The sequence below is a fragment of the Brucella sp. H1_1004 genome (genome assembly GCF_047308065.1).
In the GTDB taxonomy this organism is placed as follows: Bacteria; Pseudomonadota; Alphaproteobacteria; order Rhizobiales; family Rhizobiaceae; genus Brucella; species Brucella pseudogrignonensis_B.
In genome coordinates, this window is the sequence record NZ_JAYKZA010000002.1 from 879,926 (window position 1) to 904,999 (window position 25,074).

The window sequence follows — 25,074 nt, forward strand, 5'->3', positions numbered from 1 at the left end:
GCTTGTCCGTTAGCAAGGACAGCCCGGACTAAGTTCGTATTCGAGAGGGATACAAGAATGCTAAAAGAATTCAGAGAGTTCGCTCTCAAAGGCAATATGGTCGATCTGGCTATCGGTGTTATCATCGGCGGTGCATTCGGTGGCCTTGTTAATTCCATTGTTAATGACATCATCATGCCGATCATCGGTTTGATTACCGGCGGTATCGACTTCTCCAATATGTTTATCCAGCTTGCCGGCGAACCAAGGTCGACACTGGCGGCTGCGCGTGAAGCTGGTGCAACCATTGCTTATGGTAATTTCGTTACCCTGCTTATCAACTTCCTGATCATTGCCTGGGTTCTGTTCCTTGTCGTCAAGGGCATGAACAAGCTTAAGAAAAAGGAAGAAGCAAAGCCTGAAACCGTTGCAGAGCTACCGCGTGAAGAAGTTCTTCTCGCAGAAATCCGCGATCTTCTGGCAAAGCAGAGCAAAGCTTGATTGCTTTCATATAGCCAAATTAAAACGGGGTCTTTATGGCCCCGTTTCTATTTGATCCATCAATTTGAATGATCGGATCATCACAAAATACCACATGATTTCATGACTGTACCTTGCTAAGCAGGAGCAATCAAAATTGAAATATGTGGGAACAAATGACGCTTTTTACTGATCTCCGTCGTGAAGCAGCTGAAGCACCCGATAGTGGTATTGTTGCTGTCGCCAATCATGGCCGGGGCAAGCCGGGAATTATCCCGCTCTGGGTCGGCGAGGGTGATCTGCCAACCCCTGATTTCATCCGGGACGCCGCTCAGAAGGCCATTGCAGATGGCGAAACCTTCTATACATGGCAGGCTGGTATTCCCGAATTGCGCGAAGCGCTGGTTCGCTATCACGGACGTCATTTCCCACAGCCGTTCAAGGCAGAAAATTTCTACGTCACGGGCTCAGGAATGCACGCCATTGAAATGGCGCTGACCGCGACCACGGGTGCGGGCGAAGAGGCGATTTATCTGTCGCCCGCATGGCCGAATTTTGTCGGCGCAGCCGGTCTTGCGGGCGCGGTCCCCGTGCCGGTCGAGCTGGAATTTGGCGCGAATGGCTGGGTTCTCGATCCTGAAAAGATTGCAGCGGCGATGACACCACGCACGCGTGCCCTGTTCATCAATACGCCCGCAAACCCTACCGGCTGGACGGCTGACATCGAAACTCTGCGCTATATTCTCAATCTGGCGCGCGAAAAGGGTATCTGGATTATTGCCGACGAGATTTACACCCACTTCTATTATGGCGGTGGTCGTGCGCCTTCCTTCATGGACATCATGGAGCCGGATGATCGCATCATCTTTGTCAATTCATTCTCAAAGAACTGGGCGATGACTGGCTGGCGCGTGGGCTGGATGAATGTGCATCCGTCTATCGGTCCGGTCATTGAAAATATGATCCAATATTCAAATTCCGGTGTCGCACAATTCATGCAGCGGGGTGCTGTTGCAGCCCTTGATCACGGCGATGAATTCATCGCGATGCAGGTCGAGCGCGCACGCTCAACGCGGGATCGTTTGTGCGCGACCTTGCAGGAAACAGGGAAAGTGCGCCTGACACCACCGCAAGGCGCGTTCTATCTGTTCTTTGGCGTTGATGGGGTCACCGACTCCGTCAAAGCTGCGATAGATATTGTCGATAACGCCAATGTCGGTTTGGCGCCGGGAAGTGCTTTTGGTGTTGGCGGTGAAGGGTATTTCCGCCTTTGCTTCGGGCGTGATCCAAAGCAGATCGACGAAGCGGCGGCAAGGCTGGTTCGCTGGATCAATGATCTCTAAAAATAAAGGCCGGTGAAAACCGGCCTTTTTCAATGCTGTGACGCTGAATTGGTCAACCGCCCGCTTTGGAAACCATCAGCGGAATGATGCGGTCTGAATTTGCAGCCTTTGGTGCTTCCGGTTCAGCAAATGGGATACCGAGCGTGTTCCACACTTCCAGCAGTGCGTCTTTCAGGCCGTCAATCAGTGCATCGTCGTGCAGTGGCGACGGCGTGATACGCAAGCGTTCGGTGCCGCGTGGCACAGTCGGATAGTTGATCGGCTGAATATAGATGCCATGCACATCAAGAAGACGGTCGCTGGCCTTTTTGCACAGCTCTGGATCACCAACTAGAATTGGTACGATATGGGTTTCGGACGGCATGACCGGGAAACCGGCACCGGACAGAACATCCTTGGCGCGCTGCGCCTGACGCTGCTGGCCATCGCGCTCAACCTGAGAGGTTTTCAGATGACGGATTGCAGCGGTCGCGGAAGCTGCGACGGCTGGCGGCAGTGATGTCGTGAAGATAAAGCCCGGTGCATACGAACGCACGGCGTCGATAATCGCACGTGATCCGGTAATGTAACCACCCAGAGCGCCAAATGCCTTTGCGAGCGTGCCTTCGATGATATCGATGCGATGCGCAAGGCCGTCGCGTTCTGTGATGCCACCGCCGCGTGCGCCATACATGCCAACCGCATGGACCTCATCAATATAGGTCATGGCGTTATACTTGTCGGCGAGATCGGCAATCTTTTCGATTGGCGCAATATCGCCATCCATCGAATAGACGGATTCAAACACGATCAACTTGGCGCGGGAACGATCCGCGGATTTTAGAAGCTGTTCGAGATGCTCAACGTCATTGTGACGGAAAATTTTCTTTTCTGCACCGGAACGACGCACGCCTTCGATCATTGAAGCATGGTTCAACTCGTCAGAAAGGATCAAGCAGTTGGGGAGCAACCGACCAATAGTCGAGATTGAAGCTTCGTTGGAAACAAAGCCAGAGGTGAAGACGAGACCGGCCTCTTTGCCATGCAGATCGGCAAGTTCGGCTTCAAGCTCAACAAGCGGGTGATTGTTACCCGAAATATTGCGGGTGCCACCAGCGCCAGAACCTGTAGAATTGGCAGTGTCGCACATCGCCTTGATAACATCGGGATGATGCCCCATGCCCAGGTAATCGTTCGAACACCACACGGTAATCTCACGTGCGGTGCCATTATTACGCCAGGTAGCGCGGGGGAAACGTCCAACAATGCGTTCAAGATTGGCAAAAACGCGGTAACGCTTCTCGGCGTGCAGCTGGTCGATCGCTTCTTCAAAAAACCGGCGATAGTCCATTATACGCTCCTTGTTATCGCTCTAGTACCGCTTTTGCGCGGTTGCGTCCATGCCGCAATGACGGGCAATTTGCCACGCTTTCGTGAAGCTGCATTGATCAAAATCAAACAAATAGCAGGTTTTTTAGCATGTCGAGGAAAAGTAGGAACCGCCTTCGCGGGGAAATCGGTTCGCCGGACTGATGTCTGATCCCGCTTCGATCCGGTAGCGACATGCGTAGAAATAAAAAAGTTAGAGCCAGCGCCACGGGTACGAATAAACGCTGCGTGCTCTAACGGGTCATCAGGCGATAAATGAATTTTGCCGCTGAATCGCGGCGGCGAACATAGACCCTTGGCATGCCAAATGGATCATCCGTCGCACGTGCGCGTGCATGAACCGTTGTTGTTGCAGTTTCATATCCCGCTTCACGGCACATCTCGCGATGGATCGGCAGGTTGCCGCCATAGGGATAGGCGAAGTTGGTCACTTCCGAGCCAAGCATATCTTCAAGTTTGAGCTTGCATTCCACGATTTGACGGCGCGCTTCTTCATCCGGTGTCTTTTCCAGATTGACGTGATCAAGCGTATGCGCGCCCACTTCGTGACCAAGTGCTGCCCATTCGCGCATCTGCGCAACTGACATGCAGGGCGACAGCGGTACGCCGACGGCATTGTCCCAGACATTGCTGCCACCGATCTGATTGGCGACAAAATAATTGGTTGCGGTGAAGCCGAACTCTGAGAGCACGGGAAGGGCATTCTCATAATTGTTGAGAAAACCGTCATCGAAGGTGACGACTGCAACCTTGCCGGTTTTTTCACCCTTGATGTAAGGCATGGCATCGCGCAGCGAGAGGCCCTGATAGCCGAGCCGTTTGAGCCATGCCATCTGGCTGCGGAATTTATCCGGATGCACCCAAAGCCCGCGAAACGGGATTTTCTTGTGCGGCAGCGGTGCAATCTGATGATAAAGAAGAACGGGAACAGCCATAGGACTCACTTCGATTTTGCAGAAAAGCTGCGCACACGCATCCGGTATATCGGACGCAGGATCTCGCGGGCGAGTTTGTCTTTGAAGGATTTTTTGTGCTGGATGGTCGTGCCGCCAAGCGCGGCCGAAATTTCTTTCACGCCACCCGGAATGACAGCGAGCGGCTGCAAGCCGGTAACCCAGCGCATCTGTAAGGTGGTATCAACGGGGCGGTCAAATTGCTCGGTGACAGCAAGGAGTTTTTTGGCGGCGTCAAAGCTGACAAGTTGCGCCACCATCCCAAGCCCGATAGGGTTGGGGATGATGATGCGAAGTTGATCATTGCGGAAAACTTCACGACCCTGTTCGCGGTCGCGGAACGTGAAGCGCACAAAGCTGCCCGGCTCGAAATGATTGGTGACCGCCTGAAAGGCTGCATTGAAAACATCTGTCAGTTCAATGTCATCTTCAATCACAAAGCCCGCATCCAGCCCCTGATCGACAATCGCTTGCCATGCTTTGCGATGCGACAGGAAACAGGCGATCTCATTTTTGCTCAGCGCGAATGGATAGCGCGGTGCATGCAGCTTGCGTTTGTAAACGCGCTTTATGTCCGCATCTGACAAGGTATGGCTATCAACGGCATCAATCACTTCCGTCTTAACGGGCAATTCCCGAATAAGCTTTTCGACTTGCGGCCTGCGATCCTTCGCGCGCGCCAAATGAATGATAAAGGCCTTGATGTTCATGATAAACCTGAGCGCACAAATATTAATATCAGCCGTAATACTGATCTATATCTGCTATCCACTCAGTTTCTGCAAGTCACTCGTATTAGCTTGCTTTTTGCAACTGGCCAGCGGCAATCTTGTCTTCAATCCATTTGCGTTCCGCCGCCCAATCGTGGCGTTTCCAGCCTTCCCAGCTAAATCCGCAAATTTTGATGTCCCAATCAGGCAGTGAATATTTGCGAAGAACAAGCCAAATTCCGAAGAAACCTGTGCTGGGGAAAACCTTTTTCATTTTCTCACCGGTGATGCCGAGTTGCTCACACACCTCAAAATAATCCTGCGCGGGCATGATACGGATTTTTTTGCCAGCGCGACCGAAGTAGTCAATGGCTTCATTGGTCCAGTCGGCGCGGCGGCCTTTCAGTCGGGACAGGATATTGGGCTGGTGGTGAAAGCGCTTAATAATACTAGGGTGGAAGGCGAACAAAACTTCCGGCGTATTACGCACAATATCGGAGTTTATGAAATCAGGATTTTTAATCCACTGCTCCATTTGTTTGCTCGACGTTGCGAGCATCAGCATGTCGGTTTTTGTGCCTGTCATTCCCAAAGAAACACGCGGCTCGTTAAAGCGTAGAACGAGGTCTGCAGCATCGATTTCAGCGGAAAGATTACGATCGACGGGGCCGTTCCCGACAATGAAAATGGTTTTGTTCATGCGTTGGGGGTCTTGTCCTATTGGTTCAGTACAGGAAATTTAAGCAGAATGTGACAATTACAAGTGCCTAACTAAAATCCCGCTGTTTTGAGGGATGCTGATCAATAACTTTTATAGATATGCCTGATTTATTGCGTGATCGCACAGGGCGATTGTGATCTCAACATAGCATTGCAGCCATGCAGTTTATGCACTTCTCAAACCGATTAAAAAGGCAGAAGCTTCATCATGGGAGGAAGGTAAAAATGCAGCACTGAAAAGGTGCTCACCATAAGGGGATACCAATATGAACCACCTTCGCACTCAGTTTTCCCGTTGGATGCAGTATCGCGAAAATCTGCGCGAGCTGAGCGGTTGCACCGACCGCGAATTGTCCGATCTCGGCCTGTCACGCGCAGATATTCGTCGCGTCGCTCACGAGGCTGCTTTCGCCTGATCGGCTCAGGCGTTAAACATCGCCCGGCTTCTTGAAGCGGATGTGAATATCATCGCTTGCAAGATCAAAACCGGCATAATTGCGCTGAAAGGCGATGAGGGCATCGTTGACGCCCTTTGAATAATCATCGTCGTGCACTTCAACATGATGCCGGTAAATGATCCTGTCGTCTTTGTAGAATATAACCTGACCTTCCATGATGGCCTCCTCTTAAGGCTTATGGTGTGTGCTGAGCAAAGCTCACTGATGTCGGTATAATCTATCGAGATAGGCGTGAGGTGCTGGCTTTCAAGTCTTGATGTCAGGTCTCGGCGTTGTTGTTTTCGCCTTTGCAAAGCGCAAGCCATGCTCTTGCGGCGTGCGAGAGAAACGCGCCCTTGCGCCAGACCAGCGCCATGTCCCAGTTCATTTCCACATCGCTGATATGATGGATGCGGATGCCGGGGCTCTTGCGTTGTTCAGCAATCATTTGCGGCAAGAAGCCAATACCCATGCCAGCGGCCACCAGCTCGACAATAAAATCGATCTGGCTGGAACGAACGGCGACGTGCGGAAACAGTCCACGCTGATGACATGCATCGAGAATGATATGATTGAGCGCAAAGCCGCTTTCAAAAAGAATGAAGGGCAGGCTGGCAATATCGCGCAACGGAATGCCACCATCATTGGTGAAGCCGTGATTGGCTGGAAGCAATGCAACGACCGGCTCGCAGCGAACCGCCTGCCACTCGAAGCTTTCCTCAACCGGCAACAGCGATGCGGCCAGTTCGACATCGCCCGCAAGCAGCAGTTCTTCAAGGCGCTTGCTGCCATGCTCGACAAGCTGAATGTCGATGTCGGGATACAGCCTGGTAAAGGCTGCGAAGACCGGGGCGAACAACACACTGGAACCGATTGGCGGAAGGCCGAGCCGCAGAAGACCGCGCTTCAAGCCACGCAATTCACCAAGTTCGCTCAGCATGTCGTCTTTTTCAGCCAGCATGGCGAGCGCGCGCCGATAGACGATCTCGCCCGCACTTGTCAGCCGGGGAGGAGTAACTTCACGGTCAAGCAGGATCAGCCCGAGTTCTTCCTCAAGCTGGCGAACCGTCTTGCTGACGGTGGATTGGGTGGCGTTGATGGTACGAGCCGCAGCCGAAAAGCCGCCCTGACGCACCACCTCCACGAAAGCCTGAAAGCCGCGTAAATTCATAAGCTATTCTATTATGGAATAGCTGCAATGAAATCAATTCATTTCTGGAATGGCAATGCTGCGCCTATAGTGAATTCACAACACCTGCATTGGAACGTAACCATGAGCACCCATAATCTGACAGTCCGTTTTCGCTATGCGCTGCACAACAGCCGCCTGATGCAGATTGCGACCTTGTTCGGTTTCTGGCTGGCTGGTGAAGCTTTTGTTCGTCTGGTTGGCTTGCCACTGCCTGGTGGCATTGTCGGTATGGCGCTGGTTCTGGCTTTGCTTTTGAGCGGACGCATCAGCCTGTTCAGCATGAAGCGTGGTGCCGAATGGTTTCTGGCGGAAATGCTGTTGTTCTTCGTGCCTGCGGTTCTTGCCGTTCTTGAGCATCAGGAACTGCTTGGAATGCTCGGCGTGAAGATCATGGCCGTCATTCTGGTTGGTACGCTCACTGTTATGACGGTGACCGCGCTGACGGTCGATATGTGCTACCGCCTGAGTGTGCGTTATGCCGCTAAGTAATCCTTATGTGGCGATGCTGTTCTGGTCGGCAGCCACAATCCTGCTTTATCTGGCGGCAAAACGCGTTTATCGCCGCTTTCCGCTGTGGTGGCTGACACCGCTTGCCGTTACACCATTATTGTTGATGGGGCTTCTCATCGGCATGAATGAAAACTACCGCAGTTATTTTGGCGCAACGCATTGGCTTGTGGCGCTGCTTGGTCCTGCGACTGTTGCCTTCGCTATTCCGATCTATCAACAGCGGGCAACTATTCGCCGTTATTGGCCGGTTTTGCTGGTTGGCGTAGTGATGGGAAGCTCGTCAGCGATGCTCTCTGCGTGGGGTTTGGCGCATTTGCTTGGTCTCAATGAAGCGATCAGTCTGAGCCTGATGCCACGCTCGATGAGTACGCCTTTTGCGATGACCGTTTCCGGTGATATCGGCGGTACGCCTGATCTGACAGCGATCTTCGTGGTGATTACGGGTGTGTTTGGCGCAGCACTGGGTGAACTCATGCTCAACTGGTTGCCGCTTCGTTCAACACTTGCACGCGGTGCGCTGTTTGGCATGGGTGCACATGGTGCAGGCGTTGCCAAGGCGCACCAGATCGGCACGGAGGAAGGCTCGATCGCCGGTCTCGTGATGGTTCTGGTCGGATTGGTCAATGTTCTGGCCGCGCCCTTCATCGCGCATCTTCTCTGAAACACTGTTTTTGCAAAATAATTTTCTCGACCTGCTCATTCTGTGAGCAGGTTTTTTATATTCGTAATTTTGCAACAAACTTAAGCATCGGCGTATTTGCATAACTGTTATGCGTTATTGGCCGTTGTTGAATAAAGAGGCTCAGGGTAAACATTGGTCATCGGGTTCACTCCTCCTCCCAGAACCCGATGACGGATACGGCACTCCTCCTCCCAGCCGTATTCAAGATCAGGCCGCGCATCCTCCTCCCGCGCGGCCTTTTTCTTTTTTAAGCTTCCCCAAAAAAATCCCCGATCTGTTGACAGTGCGTTGCCACCGGCCTCTATGGGCAATCGCAACAATGTGAACTATTTCTCCTGCAACATCAGTTTTGCGGTAAACATGTTCATCAGGACATGTGCCGTTACGAAATGCGGGAGAGCGCAATCATGACCAGCGGCATTCATCACCTCACGCTGATTACGCGCAAGGTCCAGGCCAATGTCGATTTCTATGCGGGCTTTCTGGGCTTGCGTATCGTCAAGCAGACGGGTGGCTTTGAAGATGCCGAGCAGCTGCATCTGTTTTATGGCGACCGTTCAGGCACGCCGGGTTCTCTGATCACCTTCCTTGTCTGGGAAGACGGTGCACGCGGACGCATAGGGCATGGTCAGGTCAGCGAAATAGCGCTCGCCATTGATCGCGCCTCGGTCGGGTTCTGGCTGGAGCGCGCTTTGCGTCATCATGTGCCATCTGAAGGTCCAGTGCAGGAATTTGGCGAGCCGGTGCTGCGTCTGCGTGATCCTGACGGCGTCATCGTCAAGCTGGTTGGCAGCGATCTTGCAGCCAATGATGCCTGGGTGTCCGGCGACGTTCCGGCAGAACATGCGCTGCGCCGCATCCGGTCGGCCACGATCCTGTCCGAGCAGCCAGAGCAGACTGTCAGCTTTATCGAGCGCTTTTTCGGTTTCCATGCACAGGCGAAGGAAGGCACGATAGATCGTCTGGTCTCCGATTCAGGCGATGCCATCGACGTGCGGGATGCAACGGGCTTCTGGCCGGGCATTCCCGGAACAGGGATTGCTGATCACGTGGCTTTCCGTGCGGCTGGCCTCTCGGAAATTGAACGGGTGGAAAAGGCGCTGTCTTCGCTCAATTCCAGCGAAACCAATGTCCATGACCGCAAATATTTTGCGTCACTCTATGTGCGTGAGCCGGGCGGCACCTTGTTCGAGCTTGCAACCGACGGTCCCGGCTTTGCAGTCGACGAGAGCGTTGAAAATCTCGGGCAGACGCTGTTTGTCCCTCTGGGCAATGAGGATAAGGAGACCGCAATCCGTATGCGGATGCCGCAATTCTCGGCTCCGGGCGAGGAACGGATCATCTATCGCGATCTGCCCTTCGTGCATCGTATCTACCGGCCGGAAAAGCCGGATGGCACGACGCTCATTCTTCTGCATGGCACTGGCGGCAATGAGAATGATCTTATGCCACTCGCTCACAGCATTGCGCCCAACGCGACCCTTCTGGGCGTGCGTGGTCGCAGCACGGAAGAAGGCACGCAGCGCTGGTTTCGTCGCTTTACCATGGATCGGTTCGATCAGGCTGACATTCATTCTGAAGCAGAGGCTTTCGAAGCTTTTGTCGAAGGTGCGATCAAATTCTATGGGCTTGATCCGCAGCGCACAGCGTTTCTTGGCTATTCCAACGGGGCAAACCTGATTGGAGCATTCATGCGGCTTTATCCGCATATCGTGCATAAGGCAGTTCTGTTGCGCAGTGTTGAAGTGCTGGAACAGCCGCCGGAAGCTGATTTGTCGGATGCTTCTGTCCTGCTGTTGAACGGTGCGGATGATCTTTACGGCGCTATGTCTGGTCCGCTTAGAGAGGCGTTGGCCGAAGGTGGAGCGGATCTGAACGCTCAGCTTTTGCCGGGCATTGGTCATGCGCTGGTTGAGGATGATGCGCGCATTGCCCGCGACTGGCTGTGTGAAAAGCTTTAAAACTGAAAAAGCGGTGCCAAAAGGGACCGCTTTTTTGTGCGCACTGTGTAACCCAGATGTCGCATATGCAATTCTTTCCACAGCCCCCCGAAATTTAGGGCTTGGCTTATTCTCCTGGGTGAAGAATAGTAGTCGCATGTTTCGCCTGATCGGGCGCATTGCGGGTTTCGTCCTTTTGGGAGAGTTGAGTTTTGCGGAGCATCTTTCGTCGTACCGCCCCAGCATTGCTCATTGCCTTATCTCTCCTTGCGGGTTGCGCCAGCCGACCCGATGGCGTTCTTATTCCTATTTCTGAAAGTGTTCCCGGCGCATCGAAAGTTGATCTTCTGGTTGCGACGACGCGTAAACCTTCAGACAATCCGGGCCTGCTTTATTCCGGCGAACGCGATCAGGACATTAGTTTGACGGAGATCGTCGTCTCGATCCCTCCTGACAAAAATCGCAAAGTTGGCGAAGTGCAGTGGCCCAAGAAGATGCCGCCGAACCCGCTCAAAGAATTTGCGACGGTGGAAGTGAAGGCGATCAATACCGAAAGCGGCGCGCGGCAATGGCTTAATCACAGTCTGCCGAAATCACGTCGTGTGATGGTTTTCGTGCATGGCTTCAACAATACTTTTGAAGATTCTGTCTATCGCTTTGCGCAGATTGTTCATGATTCCGGTGCCGATGTTGCGCCTGTCATCTTCACATGGCCGTCGCGCGGCAGTGTATTCGATTACAATTATGACAAGGAAAGCACCAATTACTCGCGCGATGCGCTTGAAACGGTGCTGCGCAAGATTGCCGAAGACCCGCGCGTCAAAGATATTACCATCATGGCCCATTCCATGGGCAGCTGGCTGACGGTGGAAGCGCTTCGCCAGATGGCAATCCGTGACAAGCGCGTGGACCGCAAGATCACCGACGTCATTCTTGCTTCTCCCGATCTCGATGTGGATGTTTTTAACAAGCAGTTCCGTGCGATGGGCAAGGAGCATCCGCGCTTCACGCTCTTCACATCCCGCGATGATCGTGCGCTTCGTGCTTCGCGCTTTATTTCGGGCAATGTTGACCGTCTTGGTCAGATTGATCCATCAATTGAGCCTTATCGTTCCGAGCTGGAAAAAGCAGGCATTACCGTTATTGACCTTACGCAGCTTAAAGCGGGTGACAGCCTCAATCACGGTAAATTCGCATCAAGCCCGGAAGTGGTCCAGCTGATTGGCCAACGTCTTGTAACGGGTCAGACAATTACTGATTCCGATATTGGACTGGGCGAACGTCTTGGCGCTGTGGCGCTTGGTACGGCGCAGGGTGTTGGTTCAGCGGCCTCGCTTGTGGTCAGTGCGCCGATTGCGGTCTTCGATCCGAACACACGCCGGACCTACAATGAGCAGATCGACCGGTTTGGCAGAACTGTGGGTGGCACAGTCAGCGGTGCGGTGGGCAACTAAACCCCGAAGCATCGTCTGCATCGGCAAAAGTGCAGTTGTCATCGTTGAGGGAGCGCTGTAAGGCAGAGGTCAAATCTGGTTGTTGGCAGGGAGACCCTCATGCAGATCGTCCATACGATTGAAGATTTGCGTCAGGCACTGGGCATAGAGCGCAAGAGTGGCAAATCCATCGGCCTCGTGCCGACCATGGGCTATCTCCACAAAGGGCACCTCGAACTTGTGCGCCGCTCGCGCGATGACAATGACGTCACCGTCGTTTCAATCTTTGTCAATCCGCTGCAATTTGGCGCCAATGAAGACCTTGATAAATATCCGCGTGATCTTGAGCGTGATGCAAATCTGCTCCGCGACGCGAAGGTCGATTTCGTCTTTGCTCCGGCCGTATCGGATATGTATCCGCGCCCGATGCAGACGGTTGTCGATGTTCCAACGCTCGGCAATCAGATGGAGGGCGAAGCGCGCCCCGGCCATTTTGCGGGCGTCGCAACCGTTGTCAGCAAGCTTTTCAACATCGTGGGCTCCGATGCGGCTTATTTTGGCGAAAAGGACTTCCAGCAGCTCGTCATCATTCGCCGCATGGTGGATGATATGGCGATCCCGGTTCGAGTCGTTGGTGTTGAGACAGTGCGTGAAGATGACGGGCTCGCCTGTTCATCGCGCAATGTCTATCTGACGCCTGAGCAGCGTGCTGCAGCCATCATCGTGCCAAGGGCACTTGATGAAGCCGAGCGGCTGTATCGCTCCGGCATTGATGACCCGGAAGCGCTTGAGGCTGCAATTCGTGCATTCATAGCGACTGAACCGCTGGCTACACCGGAAGTGGTCGTGCTCCGCGATCCTGCAACATTGGAGCGGCTGCCATCCGTTCAGGGCAGGCCGGTTCTGGTGGCGCTTTTCGTCAGGCTTGGAACAACACGTCTCCTTGATAATCGTGTCATAGAACCCGCTGCGCAGGAAAAGGCGGCCTGAAATGAGTGTCCCAGTCAAAGCAAAACGCCTTTCGCCAAAGGCAATTCAGGCGATGAAGGGTGAGCGCCCGATTGTCAGCCTCACGGCTTATACAACGCCGATTGCCCGATTGCTCGATCCGCATTGCGATTTGCTTCTGGTCGGCGATTCCGTTGGTATGGTGCTTTATGGCATGGATTCAACGCTTGGCGTGACGCTCGACATGATGATTGCGCACGGAAAAGCAGTCATGCGTGGGGCGGGCCATGCCTGTGTGACGGTCGATCTTCCCTTTGGCTCCTATCAGGAATCGAAAGAACAGGCTTTCCGCAATGCCGCCCGTATCATGCAGGAAACCGGCTGCGACGGCGTGAAGCTTGAAGGCGGCGAGGAAATGGCCGAGACGGTTGAATTCCTCGTCAAGCGTGGCATTCCGGTGTTTGGTCATGTCGGCTTGATGCCGCAACAGGTCAATACAGTCGGCGGCTTCCGCTCCCTCGGTCGTGACGATGCTGAAGCCAATCGCATCCGCCGCGATGCACAGGCCATAGCTGAAGCGGGTGCGTTTGCGCTGGTGATTGAAGGCACGGTCGAGCCACTTGCCCGCGAGATCACGCAAAATTTGGAGATTCCAACAATCGGCATTGGCGCGTCGCCTGCCTGTGACGGGCAGATTCTGGTTTCAGATGATATGCTTGGGTTGTTCCAGGATTTTACGCCGCGTTTTGTCAAACGCTTCACGGCGCTTGCGCCGCAGATTTCGGATTCAGCGCAAGCCTATGCGGAAGAGGTTCGCGCACGCACATTCCCGGGACCAGAACATGTTTTCGGCGCGAAACCGAAGCAATAAAAAGACCCACTCGCAAGACGAGCAGGTCTTCAATATTTACGCTGACTGCTGCCAGTAGCGATAAAGTGCTTCTACATCGCCGCTTGTCAGTATGGGCATTGCGGCTTTCAGCTGATCGTCAGGCCAGTCCCACCACTGCATTTCCAGCAACATGTCGACACTTGCTTCGTCGAAACGTGAGCGGATCGTGCGGGCAGGGTTGCCACCAACAATCGCATAGGGCTCGACATCACGCGTCACCAGAGCGCGGGTGCCGATAATCGCGCCATGGCCCACTTTGACACCGGGCATGATAATGGCTTCCGAACCAATCCAGACATCATTGCCGATAATCGTATCGCCTGCGGGAGCGTAACCATTCGCGCTGCCTTCAAAAATATCTACTTCCGACATGAAGAAGAACGGGAAGGTGCTGATCCAGTCGTGACGATGCCCCTGATTGCCAGCCATGATGAACGCGGCACCCGATCCGATTGAGCAGAAGCTGCCAATGATCAGCTTATCAGCCCCTTCATCGGGCAAAAGAAACCGGGCGCAGTCGTCGAAGCTATGGCCATGATAATAACCGGAATAATAGCTGTAGCGTCCAACGATGATGTTTGGATTTGTGACTTGTTTATCGAGCGTGATGCCCTTGAATGGGCTTTCGAAATAATTTTTCATAAGAAGACTCACTGCATGAGTGCCGATCTGAACGGCGCTGCTCGCTTGCGAATGGCAAAGCGAATCCCACGTAAGCAACAGGCTTGCTTACGCTCATGCTCCTGGTGCTTGATTGCTCAAATCACTGGAGCGCGATGCAGGGGGTACTCGAACATTTTATCATGGTCTGAGCATAAGGCTAAATGTGGGAAAAATAAAGGGAGGCATGAGCCTCCCTTTCATAGACGTATAGATCAGCGCTTACTTTTCGACGAAAGCCTTTTCAATCACAAAGTGACCGGCTTCGCTCTGGCTGCCTTCTTCGAGGCCAAGGCCTTCCAGAATGACGCGCATGTCAGCAAGCATTTCCGGGCTACCACAAAGCATCATGCGGTCGTCCTGTTCGGAGAATTTTGGCAGACCCAGATCTTCAAAAATCTTGCCGGAGGTGATGAGATCGGTGAGGCGACCCTGATTACGGAAGTCTTCACGCGTCACGGTCGGATAATAGATCAGCTTCTCGCGCACCATCTCGCCAAGGAACTCGTCTTCCGGCAGTTCCTTGGTGATGAGATCGGCATAGGCCAGCTCGTTCACTTCGCGAACGCCATGCACAAGGATGATTTTCTTGTAGCGCTCATAGGCTTCAAGATCGCGGATGATCGACAGGAACGGCGCAAGGCCGGTGCCAGTCGAAAGCAGCCACAGATTATCGCCCGGAATGAGATTATCATAAAGCAGCGTGCCGACCGGCTTTTTACCCACGATCAGCTTGTCGCCTTCTTTGAGGTGCTGAAGACGCGAAGTCAAAGGACCGTCCTGCACCTTGATTGAGAAAAATTCGAGCTGTTCATCATAGATGCTCGAAGCAATTGAATAGGCGCGGAGCAGCGGTTTGCCGTTGACTTCAAGACCAATCATGATGAACTGGCCGCTCTGGAAGCGCAGGCCCTGATCGCGTGTGGTGCGGAAGGAAAACAGTCTGTCGGTCCAGTGGTGAACGTCAAGAACGGTTTCCTGATAAAAATTGCTGCTCATGTCGGACTGTCTCTGTTTCGCTTTTCACGGTGTCCGCTCAAAACAAGCGAACTTCATTTATCGCAATCATGGGGGATCGCGTCTGGCTGCCTTCAGGGTGGCTTCCGCGGCTCGTGACTGGCTGGACTTTCGGCAAGATCACGTCAAGCCCGGCCAACGATTACGGAAATCGGAATAATCCTTATGCGCCGGTACATCAAGGGCTAATCAAGCTTTACTGGCTGCGCAATTAAATCGAATTTAAATGCAGTCTCAAGAAACTGCATTCTAATCGAAAGGGTTTGCGGAGCATGTTATGCCCCGCGAACCGTTTTCAGGTTTCAGCGTGAACTGCGCACCAGTGCAATTGCCGAAAGCAGCGCAATGCCTGACATGATGGCAAATCCACTGAACAGCCAGAGCGCTGCATTGGCGGTGCCTGCAACGCCGCCGGGATTGCTCAGTCCTGCGAGATTGGCCACCATGCCGGCAAGGGCAGCACCCATGGCCGTTGTGAACAGCTGCACCGTCGTCAGCGATGCCGAGGCCAAATTCTGGTCCGCCGCATCGGCGCGTTTGAATATCCGGGTGAGAAGATGTGGCCAAGTCATGCCGACACCAAAACCCACGATGATCATGGCAAGGCAAATCGGCAGCAGACTGGTCCAATTCCCCTCACTGCCCGGAGGAACGAGGACCGCAAGCGTGATCATGCCGAGAATGCCCATAATGGGCGCTGCGAGGATGACGCGGTTCACGCTTTTGCCTGTCACACCGGATGAGCCGATGGAGCCAAGCGTCCAGCTTCCGCCCATCAGTGCCGCAAGATAGCCAGCAATCAACGGTGACTGGTTATGCAGAACCTGAAAGAAAAGCGGCACGAACACTTCAGAGCTCGTGACCGAACCACCCAGAAATCCCATGGTGAGATAAAGTGCGCCAAGACGGCTCAGGCTGAATGTGCCTTTCGGCAGAATGCGTTTTGTGGATCGGTGTTCGACGAAGACAAGCAACATCAGCACAGCCAATGCGATGACAACGCCTGCCACGTTCCAGAACGCACTTGGTGAGATACTAGCAGCCGAAATGATCAGCACCGCCATGGTCAGCAAAATGAGCTGCGGCCATGCCAGCCGGTCTTTGTTTTCGGTATTGCTGATCTGCTTGGGCAAAACAATCATTGCCATCACAGCGAAGATCGCAATCACTGGCACAAGCGACCAGAAGGCGGCGCGCCATTGACCGAGTTCGGCAAAGATGCCGCCAACGGCAGGGCCTACCAGTGTTGCCACACCCCACATGCCGGAAACAAGCGCGATGGCACGCGGCCACAGCCTTTCGCTGAAAACGATGCGGATCATCGCATAAGACAGCGCCAGCAACATGCCGCCGCCAAGCCCCTGCACGACGCGACCGCCGAGCATGGCAGGCATGGAAGGCGCAAAGCCACAGGCGAGAGTGCCAATGGCAAAGATAATCGCTGCCACCAGATAAGCATTGCGCGGTGCAGCTTGCGATAGAAGTTTCGGCACAAGCGCCGAGCCAAGAATAGACGCGGTCACGAACAGCGCCGTGTTCCAGGCGTAATAATCCATGCCGCCAATATCGGCGACTACGGTTGGCAATATGGTTGTGGCGATAAAAACATTAATGGCGTGGAGTGCTACGCCGCCCACGAGCGTCAGCGAACGGATCGCGTTTTCGCCCGCAAACAATTCTCCCCAGCCTGCGGTAGCCCCTGCTGTTACAGTGGCGGCTGGATTTTCGGTCTGCATTTCTTTCCCTGGTCCTATCCCGCATTTCAGAGACGGGTTGATGCCCGTTGTCCGCACGCGTGTGCGGGTCTTATAAATCGGATTTTTAATCTTCGGAATGGGGGTGGAAGTAAAACAGCATGAATAAAAATCAAAAGGGGTTCAATTTTAAATGAAAAGCCCTATATCAAGCGTTGAAATATACAATCCGCCGCTGCGTTGGAGATTTTTTCTCAAAACGTCTGCGGCGGATTTGTGTTTCTGTCACAAGGTTCCTATAAGCCTGTGATTGTGAGGGCTAGATATAGCCGGATAACGTGCCCGCCAGTCAGCTGGACAGGCCACACTCCCCAATTGATGACGCGGAACGACCATGATCCAGACGCCTTACTATCTGATCGACAAGACCAAGCTTAAAAGCAACATGGAAAAAGTTGCTTATGTGCGCGAGAAATCCGGCGCAAAAGCTCTGCTGGCACTGAAATGCTTTGCCACCTGGTCGGTGTTTGATCTGATGAGCGAATATATGGACGGCACCACCTCGTCCTCGCTCAATGAAGTGCGTCTTGGCCATGAGCGTTTTGGTGGCGAAACCCATGCCTATAGCGTGGCCTATGCGGATCATGAGATCGACGAAGTCGTCAGTCATGCCGATAAAATTATCTTTAATTCGATCAGCCAGTTTGAGCGCTTTGCCGATAAGGCTGCTCATATCAAGCGCGGCCTGCGTCTTAATCCGGGCATTTCGTCTTCGAGTTTTGATCTTGCCGATCCGGCGCGTCCGTTTAGCCGCCTTGGCGAATGGGATGTGGCGAAGGTTGAAAAGGTGATGGATCGTGTCACCGGTTTCATGATTCATAACAATTGCGAAAATTCCGATTTCGGTCTTTTCGACAAAATACTGACTGATATTGAAGAAAAGTTCGGCTCGCTTCTTCATCGGGTTGAATGGGTGAGCCTTGGCGGCGGCATCCATTTCACCGGCGACGATTATCCGGTCGATGATTTTTGCGCGCGTCTGAAAGCGTTCTCGGAAAAATTCGGCGTGCAGGTCTATCTGGAGCCGGGTGAAGCCTCGATCACCAAGACCACGACGCTGGAAGTAACGGTTCTCGATACGCTTTATAATGGCAAGAACCTTGCCGTCGTCGATAGCTCAATTGAAGCGCATATGCTTGATCTGCTGATCTACCGCGAAAAGGCGAAGATGGCGCCGAACAATGGCGAGCACAGCTATATGATCTGCGGTAAATCCTGCCTTGCGGGTGATATTTTTGGCGAATTCAATTTCGACAAGCCGTTGGCTATTGGCGACCGTCTCTCCTTTGAAGATGCGGCCGGTTATACCATGGTTAAAAAGAACTGGTTTAATGGCGTGAAAATGCCAGCCATTGCCGTGCGTGAACTCGACGGCACGGTCAAGATTGTCCGCGAATTTGATTATGCGGATTTTGAAGCGGCTCTTTCCTGAGAAAGAGTTGGCCTGAACTGAAGTGAAAACATGAAAATGCGGGAAACCGCTGGAAGAGGAAGCATCGACAGAAAATGAAGAAGAACATTCTCATCATCGGCGCCGGGGGCGTGGCACAGGTTGTTGCACATAAATGTGCGCAAAACTCTGACATTTTGGGCGATATCCATATTGCGTCCCGCACGGTTGAGAAATGCCGCAAGATTATCGATAGCGTGCATGAAAAGAAGAGCCTCAAGACCGAGGTGAAACTGGAAGCGCATGCGCTGAACGCGATGGATATTGAAGCCACCAAGGCTTTGATTGAGAAGACAGGTGTTCAGATCGTCATCAATGTTGGCTCGGCCTTCCTCAATATGTCGGTCCTCCGCGCTTGTATCGATACGGGCGTGGCTTACATGGACACCGCCATCCATGAAGATCCGAAGAAGATCTGCGAAACCCCACCGTGGTACGGCAATTACGAATGGAAGCACCTCAAGGAATGCGAAGAGAAGGGCATCACTGCCATTCTTGGCATTGGCTTTGATCCGGGTGTGGTCAATGCCTATGCGCGTTTGGCGGCTGACGACTATCTCGATGAAGTCAAATCCATCGACATCGTTGACATCAATGCCGGTTCGCATGGCCGCTGGTTCTCGACCAATTTCGACCCGGAAATCAACTTCCGCGAATTCACCGGCACGGTCTATTCGTGGCAGGGAGGTCAGTGGCAGTCGAACAAGATGTTTGAAGTTGGCCAGACGTTCGATCTGCCAGTCGTCGGCCCAAGCAAGGCCTACATGACTGGCCATGATGAAGTGCATTCGCTGTCCAAGAACTACCCGAACGCCGATGTGCGTTTCTGGATGGGCTTTGGCGATCACTATATCAACGTCTTCACAGTGCTGAACAATCTGGGCCTTCTGTCCGAACAGCCGGTCAAGACCGCTGAAGGTCTGGAAGTCGTGCCGCTCAAGGTGGTCAAGGCTGTGCTGCCTGATCCATCGTCGCTGGCACCAGACTACACTGGCAAGACCTGCATTGGCGATTTTGTTAAAGGTACCAAGGACGGTAAAGAGAAGGAGGTTTTCATCTATAACGTTGCCGACCACAAGGACGCCTATAACGAAGTGGGTAGCCAAGGCATTTCCTACACCGCTGGTGTTCCGCCCGTTGCAGCCGCAATCCTGATCGCTTCGGGCGAATGGGACGTGAAGAAGATGGTCAATGTGGAAGAGCTCAATCCAAAGCCTTTCCTCCACATCCTGAACCAGATCGGCTTGCCATCACGTATCAAGGACGAAGACGGCGACCGCGCACTCGACTTCGCGTAAACCTTATTTGAAGCCATATACAACCCCCGCTCAAGGCCATGGCTTCGGGCGGGGTTTTTATTTCTAACTCTGTCAGCAGAAGAGAAATTAGCTTTCAAGATGTGTTGCTTCTTCATGCAACTCTGCTATCCATTGTGCTCCAATTTTGTGCAAATCGATGCGCAGCCCGCCTGGCTCCGGATCAGCCTCTGGAACATACACAACGTTCCCATCAGAGGCTGAAAAAACCGAAAAGTGGGAGCAGAGTCGCAATAGCGATGAAAGCTCTTAGCCGGCATGGGGCGATCGATATTCGTATCACGATGCTAAATTCCTCAGATTGACATGGTCTCTGACGTCATGGCGCGTGTTTCAGCTATGGAGTGTCCGGTGGATTGACAGCCCCGGACAGTTCGGGGAGGGACTTGTGACCAATACAGTTGATGCAGGCTTTCACGAGCCACATTTGAACAGCGTACAGCGCTGGAGCCGCGAAATGGTCGTGGCTCTGAAGCTCGGCTGGCCGCTGATCCTGACCAATCTCTCGCAGGCGGCACTCACAGCCACGGATGTGATCTTCATCGGACGCCTTGGCAAGGATACACTTGCTTCCGCACTGCTGGCGACGAGTTTCTATCACACGCTGATGATTTTCTCGATGGGGCTGGTCTCGGCAGTTATGCCCATGATCGCTATCGCACTCGGTAAAAATCGTCATTCGGTGCGCGATGTCCGTCGCACGGTGCGTCAGGGCATGTGGTCGGCGATTATCATTTCAATCCCGATCTGGGTCGTGCTGTGGCATTGCGAGGAAATATTCATTTTCCTCGGTCAGCAGCCCGATATCGCGGCGCGCTCCACCGATTTTATGCACACGTTGCAATGGGCGCTGTTGCCCTATCTTTTCTATATCGTGCTGCGGTCCTTCTTCGCGGCTATGGAAAAGCCGATGTGGACGCTGCTGATCGCTGCTGCTGCCATTGGCTTTAACGCGCTTGCCGGTTGGACCCTGATTTTCGGCCACTTCGGCTTTCCGCGTATGGAACTGCATGGCGCTGGTATCGCCACGACGCTGTCGAGCATTATGATGTTTCTTGGCATGGCATTTATCACGATGCGCCATCGCCGGTTCCGCCGCTATCGTCTGTTTGGACGCTTCTGGCGGGCTGACTGGCCGCGCCTGATCGAACTCTGGCGCATCGGTTTTCCGATGGCACTGACCTTTGTGTTCGAGACTTCCATTTTCTATGCGGCTGTCATCATGATGGGCTATATCGGGCCGACCGCTATGGCGGCGCACGCCGTTGCTATTCAGGTGGCGTCACTCAGCTTCATGGTGCCGCTCGGCTTTGGGCAGGTGGCAACGGTTCGTGTCGGTCGTGCTTATGGACGCGGCGATCCGCAAGCCGTGGCTTATGCTGGTTGGAGCGCCTATGCGCTGGGTGTCGGCTTTATGGCGATCATGGGTCTGCTGATGATTTTGATTCCACGCGTGTTTATCGGCGTGTTTCTTAATCTCAAAGACCCGGAAAACTTTGCCGTTATCGAACTTGCGGTCACATTCCTGGCGCTTGCTGCCCTGTTCCAGATTGTTGATGGCGCTCAGGCTGTTGCAGCAGGCATGTTGCGCGGTCTGCGTGACACGCGCGTTCCCATGTATATGGCACTGGTTGGATATTGGGGTGTCGGCCTGCCACTCGGTGCGGTGCTGGCATTCCAATTTAAGCTCGGCGGCGCGGGTGTCTGGCTTGGCCTTGCGGCAGGGCTTGCAATTGTATCGGTTCTCATGACGATGCGCTGGCGGCGGTCTTTAGCGCGTCTTGGTATTACGTTGAAGCGACCAATCTAGTATGGCGAACCCGAAATTCGTTTCACCTTGAAGCAGCTCTCGGAGCGAAATTCGGCTTCTAAGCCATACGAGTAAACTTTTGAATCTCGTGTGGTTTACGGATTTAAAGTTCCTAAATGTGAATGCAACACAAATGATAGGAACTTCAAATCCACCACACTAGGGCATGTCTCCTGTCGGACTGAAACACGGATCGATAAGGCTGTGCTTCATATAAAACGGTTAGGGCGCGGATCTGATTCAAGCAGTTCAAAATAGGCTCTAAGGTGCCGCACAATCCGATCAGATAAGACCGCTTTCTGAGCTTTGAACCAAGCCTGCTCTAAACGAAAAGGCGGTACGACAGAGGTCGTACGGCTTGATTTTTGATGCTGCGGATATCGTACCGTATCGGCTAAAATCAAATGCCCGCAAATTATTTCGTGAGCGTAATAATACGGTCAAGTGCCGCGCCAAAACCTTTCAGCGAAATTTTAAATGCAACTGGCTGACTTGGGCTTAAGGCCGTAGCATTGACGTTTAAATTGGTTCCCGCTTTCAGAGCAGCGACTTGCTTGCTGTCGAAACTAACAGGTGCGAGGCACCCCTGAGGAAGACAGGTTGAAAATGTTAGGTTCGGACCGGTGGCTTCGTCGATTTTAAGTGTCGCGCCTTTTGAAAGATCAAGTCCGAATGGCATTAAAATAACACCATCGACTTTGCCACCTGACACGTTTTTTAATTCTACGGTAAGAACGCGTTGTCCTGTTTGGGCGCTGTTTTGATCCTGTCGAATAGCACAAAGAGTTGCATCTTTTGTTGACTGACAAGAAACGGTCCAGTCTTCATAGGTTTCTTGTAAAGTGCTTGCGCCTCCGGGAAGAGTGGCAGCAAAGGCTGGCAAGCTGAAAAGTGTAAGTGTTCCGATTGCAGAAGCGATCAAACCGTATTTTTTCATAAAAATTCTCTTGTTATAGGTGTGTTTAAAATTATTAATTTGCGCGTGATCCAGAGTGAAGCATAATATAAATACGCATACAACAAAAAAATGAAGAATTTATATTACAATTAAAACATTTAATGGGGCTAAAATATTATATTATTGAGTATTATATTGTAATAAAGCGTTCAAAAATATAAAGCGGCAATGTATTGTTGCCGCTTTATATTTAATGATTACCGCGATAACGTCATATGACGATTAACATCCTTATAAAGCAGGTACCGGAACTTGCCCGGACCCCCGGCATAACAAGCCTGCGGGCAGAAGGCACGCAGCCACATGAAGTCTCCTGCTTCTACTTCCACCCAATCCTGATTGAGACGATAGACGGCTTTGCCTTCCAGCACATAAAGCCCGTGTTCCATCACATGGGTTTCGGCAAAGGGAATGACGCCGCCCGGTTCGAATGTCACAACAGTCACATGCATGTCGTGGCGCAGATCGTTCGGATCAACAAAGCGCGTTGTCGCCCATGTGCCATTGGTGTCCGGCATCGGCGTTGGTGCAATGTTCTTTTCGTTGAGGAAAAGCGGCTCCGGCACATCAAGACCGTCGACATATTCATAGGCCTTGCGCACCCAATGGAAGCGCGCAATCGCGCCTGAATTGTTGCGCAAAGTCCAGCCGCTTTTTGGCGGCAGATAGGCATAGCCGCCTTCGGTCAGTACATGATCCTGGCCGTCAAGCGTAACGGTGATTTCGCCTTCGACAACAAACAGCACGCCCTGTGCGCCGTCATCGAGTTCCGCGCGATCACTGCCGCCACCCGGCTGCACTTCCATGATATATTGTGAGAAAGTTTCGGCAAAACCTGATAGCGGGCGCGCAATGATCCATAGACGCGTCTTGTCCCAGAAGGGCAGAAAGCTCGTGACAATATCGCTGAACGTGCCTTTTGGAATAACCGCATAGGCTTCGGTGAACATTGCGCGATCAGTCAGAATTTGCGTCTGTGGCGGCAGGCCACCGGTCGGTGCGTAATAAGTACGGCTCATGGTTTTATCCTAGTAGAGTGTCTCAGGAAGAATATCTTTCAGCCGCAGGAGCGCGATGCGCTCGACCTGTTCGGAGGCTGTTTCCAGCTCCGCCTGCTTGCTGTTTGCGACGCGTCGTTTGAACGCGCTTAGAATCTCTTGGGCGTTACGGCCCTTCACCGCGATGATGAACGGGAAGCCAAATTTTTGCATATAAGTGTCATTGAGCTCGCTGAACGTCTGACGCTCATCATCCGTCAAGGCATCAAGACCGGCAGAGGCCTGCTCGGAGGTCGATTCCGGTGTCAGCCGTTTGGCCGCTGCAAGCTTTCCCGCAAGATCGGGATGCGCGCGCAGCACGCCGAGCTTTTCATCGTCGGATGCAGCGCGGAAAGCACGCACCAGAACCGTGTGAAGACCGGATGCAGAATCCGCCAGTTCCGTCAGACCCATGTCATAGGCACGTTCGGCGATCCATGGCGAATGCTCGAAAATCCCGCCATAACGGGCGACGAAATCTGCCTTGCTGGCCTTGGAGGGCATAATATCGACTTGCTTGGGTTTGTGATGTTCGTGCCAGTGCCGCGCAATATCCACGCGCTTGGCAACCCACACCTTGTCATGGCTCTGCACATAATCAAGGAAGCGTTCGAGTGCTGCCACACGGCCCGGACGCCCGACGAGGCGGCAATGAAGCCCAATCGACATCATCTTTGGCGCACCCTCTGCGCCCTCGCGGTAAAGCACGTCGAAGCTGTCTTTGAGGTAGCTGTAAAACTGATCGCCGGAGTTAAAGCCCTGTGGTGTGGCAAAGCGCATATCATTGGCGTCAAGCGTATAGGGTACGATGAGATGTGGACCCTTTGGTCCTTTTACCCAGTAAGGCAGTTCGTCAGCGTAGGAATCGGCTGAATAGAGAAAGCCGCCTTCCTCCATGACCAGCCTCAACGTATTGTCCGACGGCTTGCCCTGGTAAATGCCCAGAGGGCGCGTGCCGGTGATCTCCGTGTGCAGACGCACGGCTTCGCGGATATGCTCGCGTTCCACGTCTTCGGGAACGTCCTTATATTCCCACCACCGCAGGCCATGACTGGCGATTTCCCAATCGGCCTCTTTCATCGCACTGACAGCTTCGGGATTGCGCTCCATGGCAAGCGTTACGCCATAGACCGTCACCGGCATATTGCGTCGCGTGAAAGCGCGCCACAGACGCCAGAAACCGGAGCGGGCACCATACTCATAGATGGATTCCATATTGAGGTTGCGCTGGCCGTTCCATGCCTGCGCGCCGACGATTTCCGAAAGCAGGCATTCGGACGCCGGATCGCCGTCGAGGATGCAGCTTTCACCGCCTTCTTCGTAATTGACGACAAACTGCACGGCGATATTCGCTCCACCCGGCCAGCGTGGGTCTGGAGTGTTGCGGCCATAGCCAACCAGATTGCGTGGATAGCTCATATGGAATTCCCTCGATTTTCGTCTATTTTGCCTATGATAATAAAGAATTACGCAGACTATTCCCCC

General features: G+C 53.2%; 24 protein-coding genes. 12 read left to right on the top strand and 12 right to left on the bottom strand.

Going from position 1 to position 25,074, the window contains the following annotated elements; genetic code table 11:
• Positions 1-57: 57 nt before the first annotated feature.
• Both mscL and U2P60_RS11415 read left to right on the top strand, forming a co-directional pair.
• Positions 58-480 carry a large conductance mechanosensitive channel protein MscL gene (mscL, locus tag U2P60_RS11410; protein WP_313827937.1) on the top strand — a complete coding sequence of 141 codons (423 nt, stop codon included), beginning with the start codon at positions 58-60 and terminating at the stop codon, positions 478-480.
• A 155-nt stretch (positions 481-635) separates the two neighbouring features.
• Positions 636-1,802, top strand: coding sequence for a pyridoxal phosphate-dependent aminotransferase (locus tag U2P60_RS11415; protein ID WP_413572718.1), 1,167 nt, complete (start codon positions 636-638; stop codon positions 1,800-1,802).
• Positions 1,803-1,854: 52 nt separating this feature from the next.
• Here U2P60_RS11415 and hemA read toward each other — a convergent pair whose 3' ends face one another.
• From hemA to U2P60_RS11435, 4 genes are all read right to left on the bottom strand, one after another.
• Positions 1,855-3,132: a 5-aminolevulinate synthase gene (hemA, locus tag U2P60_RS11420; protein WP_413572719.1), complete on the bottom strand. Its 1,278-nt coding sequence runs from the start codon at positions 3,130-3,132 to the stop codon at positions 1,855-1,857.
• Between the two features lie 271 nt (positions 3,133-3,403).
• Positions 3,404-4,105: a polysaccharide deacetylase family protein gene (locus tag U2P60_RS11425; RefSeq protein ID WP_413572721.1), complete on the bottom strand. Its 702-nt coding sequence runs from the start codon at positions 4,103-4,105 to the stop codon at positions 3,404-3,406.
• Between the two features lie 5 nt (positions 4,106-4,110).
• Positions 4,111-4,833, bottom strand: a complete 723-nt coding sequence (locus U2P60_RS11430; protein ID WP_413572723.1) for a glycosyltransferase family 25 protein — start codon at positions 4,831-4,833, stop codon at positions 4,111-4,113.
• Between the two features lie 85 nt (positions 4,834-4,918).
• Positions 4,919-5,533, bottom strand: a complete 615-nt coding sequence (locus tag U2P60_RS11435; RefSeq protein ID WP_413572725.1) for a glycosyltransferase family 29 protein — start codon at positions 5,531-5,533, stop codon at positions 4,919-4,921.
• 286 nt (positions 5,534-5,819) lie between these two features.
• On the opposite strand from U2P60_RS11435, the gene U2P60_RS11440 reads away from it, so the two are divergent.
• Positions 5,820-5,969 (top strand): DUF1127 domain-containing protein, encoded by a 150-nt coding sequence (locus U2P60_RS11440; protein ID WP_310010906.1) that lies wholly within the window; start codon positions 5,820-5,822, stop codon positions 5,967-5,969.
• 12 nt (positions 5,970-5,981) lie between these two features.
• Here the strand turns inward: U2P60_RS11440 and U2P60_RS11445 are convergent, their stop codons facing one another.
• Both U2P60_RS11445 and U2P60_RS11450 read right to left on the bottom strand, forming a co-directional pair.
• Positions 5,982-6,167 carry a hypothetical protein gene (locus tag U2P60_RS11445; protein WP_313827943.1) on the bottom strand — a complete coding sequence of 62 codons (186 nt, stop codon included), beginning with the start codon at positions 6,165-6,167 and terminating at the stop codon, positions 5,982-5,984.
• Between the two features lie 103 nt (positions 6,168-6,270).
• Positions 6,271-7,161 (bottom strand): LysR substrate-binding domain-containing protein, encoded by an 891-nt coding sequence (locus tag U2P60_RS11450; RefSeq protein WP_313827944.1) that lies wholly within the window; start codon positions 7,159-7,161, stop codon positions 6,271-6,273.
• Between the two features lie 102 nt (positions 7,162-7,263).
• Here U2P60_RS11450 and U2P60_RS11455 point away from each other — a divergent pair, with 102 nt between their 5' ends.
• From U2P60_RS11455 to panB, 6 genes are all read left to right on the top strand, one after another.
• The gene (locus U2P60_RS11455; protein WP_310011126.1) at positions 7,264-7,671 is read left to right on the top strand and encodes a CidA/LrgA family protein; all 408 of its coding nucleotides are present in this window, start codon (positions 7,264-7,266) and stop codon (positions 7,669-7,671) included.
• Positions 7,658-8,353, top strand: coding sequence for an LrgB family protein (locus U2P60_RS11460; RefSeq protein ID WP_413572728.1), 696 nt, complete (start codon positions 7,658-7,660; stop codon positions 8,351-8,353). Before U2P60_RS11455 ends, U2P60_RS11460 begins: the two co-directional genes overlap by 14 nt.
• A 428-nt stretch (positions 8,354-8,781) precedes the next feature.
• A complete protein-coding gene (locus tag U2P60_RS11465; RefSeq protein WP_413572730.1) occupies positions 8,782-10,335 on the top strand; it encodes a VOC family protein in 1,554 nt (517 codons plus the stop codon).
• 191 nt (positions 10,336-10,526) lie between these two features.
• Entirely contained in the window at positions 10,527-11,768 is a 1,242-nt protein-coding gene (locus tag U2P60_RS11470) for an alpha/beta hydrolase (RefSeq protein ID WP_313827949.1), read from the top strand.
• A gap of 99 nt (positions 11,769-11,867) precedes the next feature.
• Complete coding sequence (gene panC, locus U2P60_RS11475; protein WP_313827950.1) at positions 11,868-12,737, top strand: pantoate--beta-alanine ligase; 870 nt, start codon at positions 11,868-11,870, stop codon at positions 12,735-12,737.
• Position 12,738: 1 nt separating this feature from the next.
• Positions 12,739-13,566, top strand: a complete 828-nt coding sequence (gene panB, locus U2P60_RS11480) for a 3-methyl-2-oxobutanoate hydroxymethyltransferase (protein WP_313827952.1) — start codon at positions 12,739-12,741, stop codon at positions 13,564-13,566.
• A gap of 36 nt (positions 13,567-13,602) precedes the next feature.
• Here the strand turns inward: panB and catB are convergent, their stop codons facing one another.
• The 3 genes from catB to U2P60_RS11495 all read right to left on the bottom strand — a co-directional run bounded on the left by catB (position 13,603) and on the right by U2P60_RS11495 (position 17,000).
• Positions 13,603-14,229 carry a type B chloramphenicol O-acetyltransferase gene (catB, locus tag U2P60_RS11485; protein ID WP_413572732.1) on the bottom strand — a complete coding sequence of 209 codons (627 nt, stop codon included), beginning with the start codon at positions 14,227-14,229 and terminating at the stop codon, positions 13,603-13,605.
• 240 nt (positions 14,230-14,469) lie between these two features.
• Complete coding sequence (locus U2P60_RS11490; RefSeq protein ID WP_413572733.1) at positions 14,470-15,246, bottom strand: ferredoxin--NADP reductase; 777 nt, start codon at positions 15,244-15,246, stop codon at positions 14,470-14,472.
• A gap of 320 nt (positions 15,247-15,566) precedes the next feature.
• Positions 15,567-17,000, bottom strand: coding sequence for an MFS transporter (locus tag U2P60_RS11495; RefSeq protein ID WP_413572735.1), 1,434 nt, complete (start codon positions 16,998-17,000; stop codon positions 15,567-15,569).
• Between the two features lie 352 nt (positions 17,001-17,352).
• Between U2P60_RS11495 and nspC the strand changes: the two genes are divergently transcribed.
• The 3 genes from nspC to U2P60_RS11510 all read left to right on the top strand — a co-directional run bounded on the left by nspC (position 17,353) and on the right by U2P60_RS11510 (position 21,594).
• On the top strand, positions 17,353-18,450 hold the full coding sequence (gene nspC, locus U2P60_RS11500; protein WP_413572737.1) for a carboxynorspermidine decarboxylase: 1,098 nt from the start codon (positions 17,353-17,355) through the stop codon (positions 18,448-18,450).
• 74 nt (positions 18,451-18,524) lie between these two features.
• Entirely contained in the window at positions 18,525-19,766 is a 1,242-nt protein-coding gene (locus tag U2P60_RS11505) for a saccharopine dehydrogenase family protein (protein WP_313827959.1), read from the top strand.
• Between the two features lie 475 nt (positions 19,767-20,241).
• Positions 20,242-21,594, top strand: coding sequence for an MATE family efflux transporter (locus U2P60_RS11510; RefSeq protein ID WP_413573767.1), 1,353 nt, complete (start codon positions 20,242-20,244; stop codon positions 21,592-21,594).
• 415 nt (positions 21,595-22,009) lie between these two features.
• Here the strand turns inward: U2P60_RS11510 and U2P60_RS11515 are convergent, their stop codons facing one another.
• The 3 genes from U2P60_RS11515 to puuE all read right to left on the bottom strand — a co-directional run bounded on the left by U2P60_RS11515 (position 22,010) and on the right by puuE (position 25,008).
• Complete coding sequence (locus tag U2P60_RS11515; protein ID WP_413572738.1) at positions 22,010-22,531, bottom strand: invasion associated locus B family protein; 522 nt, start codon at positions 22,529-22,531, stop codon at positions 22,010-22,012.
• Between the two features lie 218 nt (positions 22,532-22,749).
• Positions 22,750-23,571: a bifunctional allantoicase/(S)-ureidoglycine aminohydrolase gene (locus tag U2P60_RS11520; RefSeq protein ID WP_413572739.1), complete on the bottom strand. Its 822-nt coding sequence runs from the start codon at positions 23,569-23,571 to the stop codon at positions 22,750-22,752.
• 9 nt (positions 23,572-23,580) lie between these two features.
• Positions 23,581-25,008 carry an allantoinase PuuE gene (puuE, locus tag U2P60_RS11525; RefSeq protein ID WP_413572740.1) on the bottom strand — a complete coding sequence of 476 codons (1,428 nt, stop codon included), beginning with the start codon at positions 25,006-25,008 and terminating at the stop codon, positions 23,581-23,583.
• Positions 25,009-25,074: the final 66 nt, after the last annotated feature.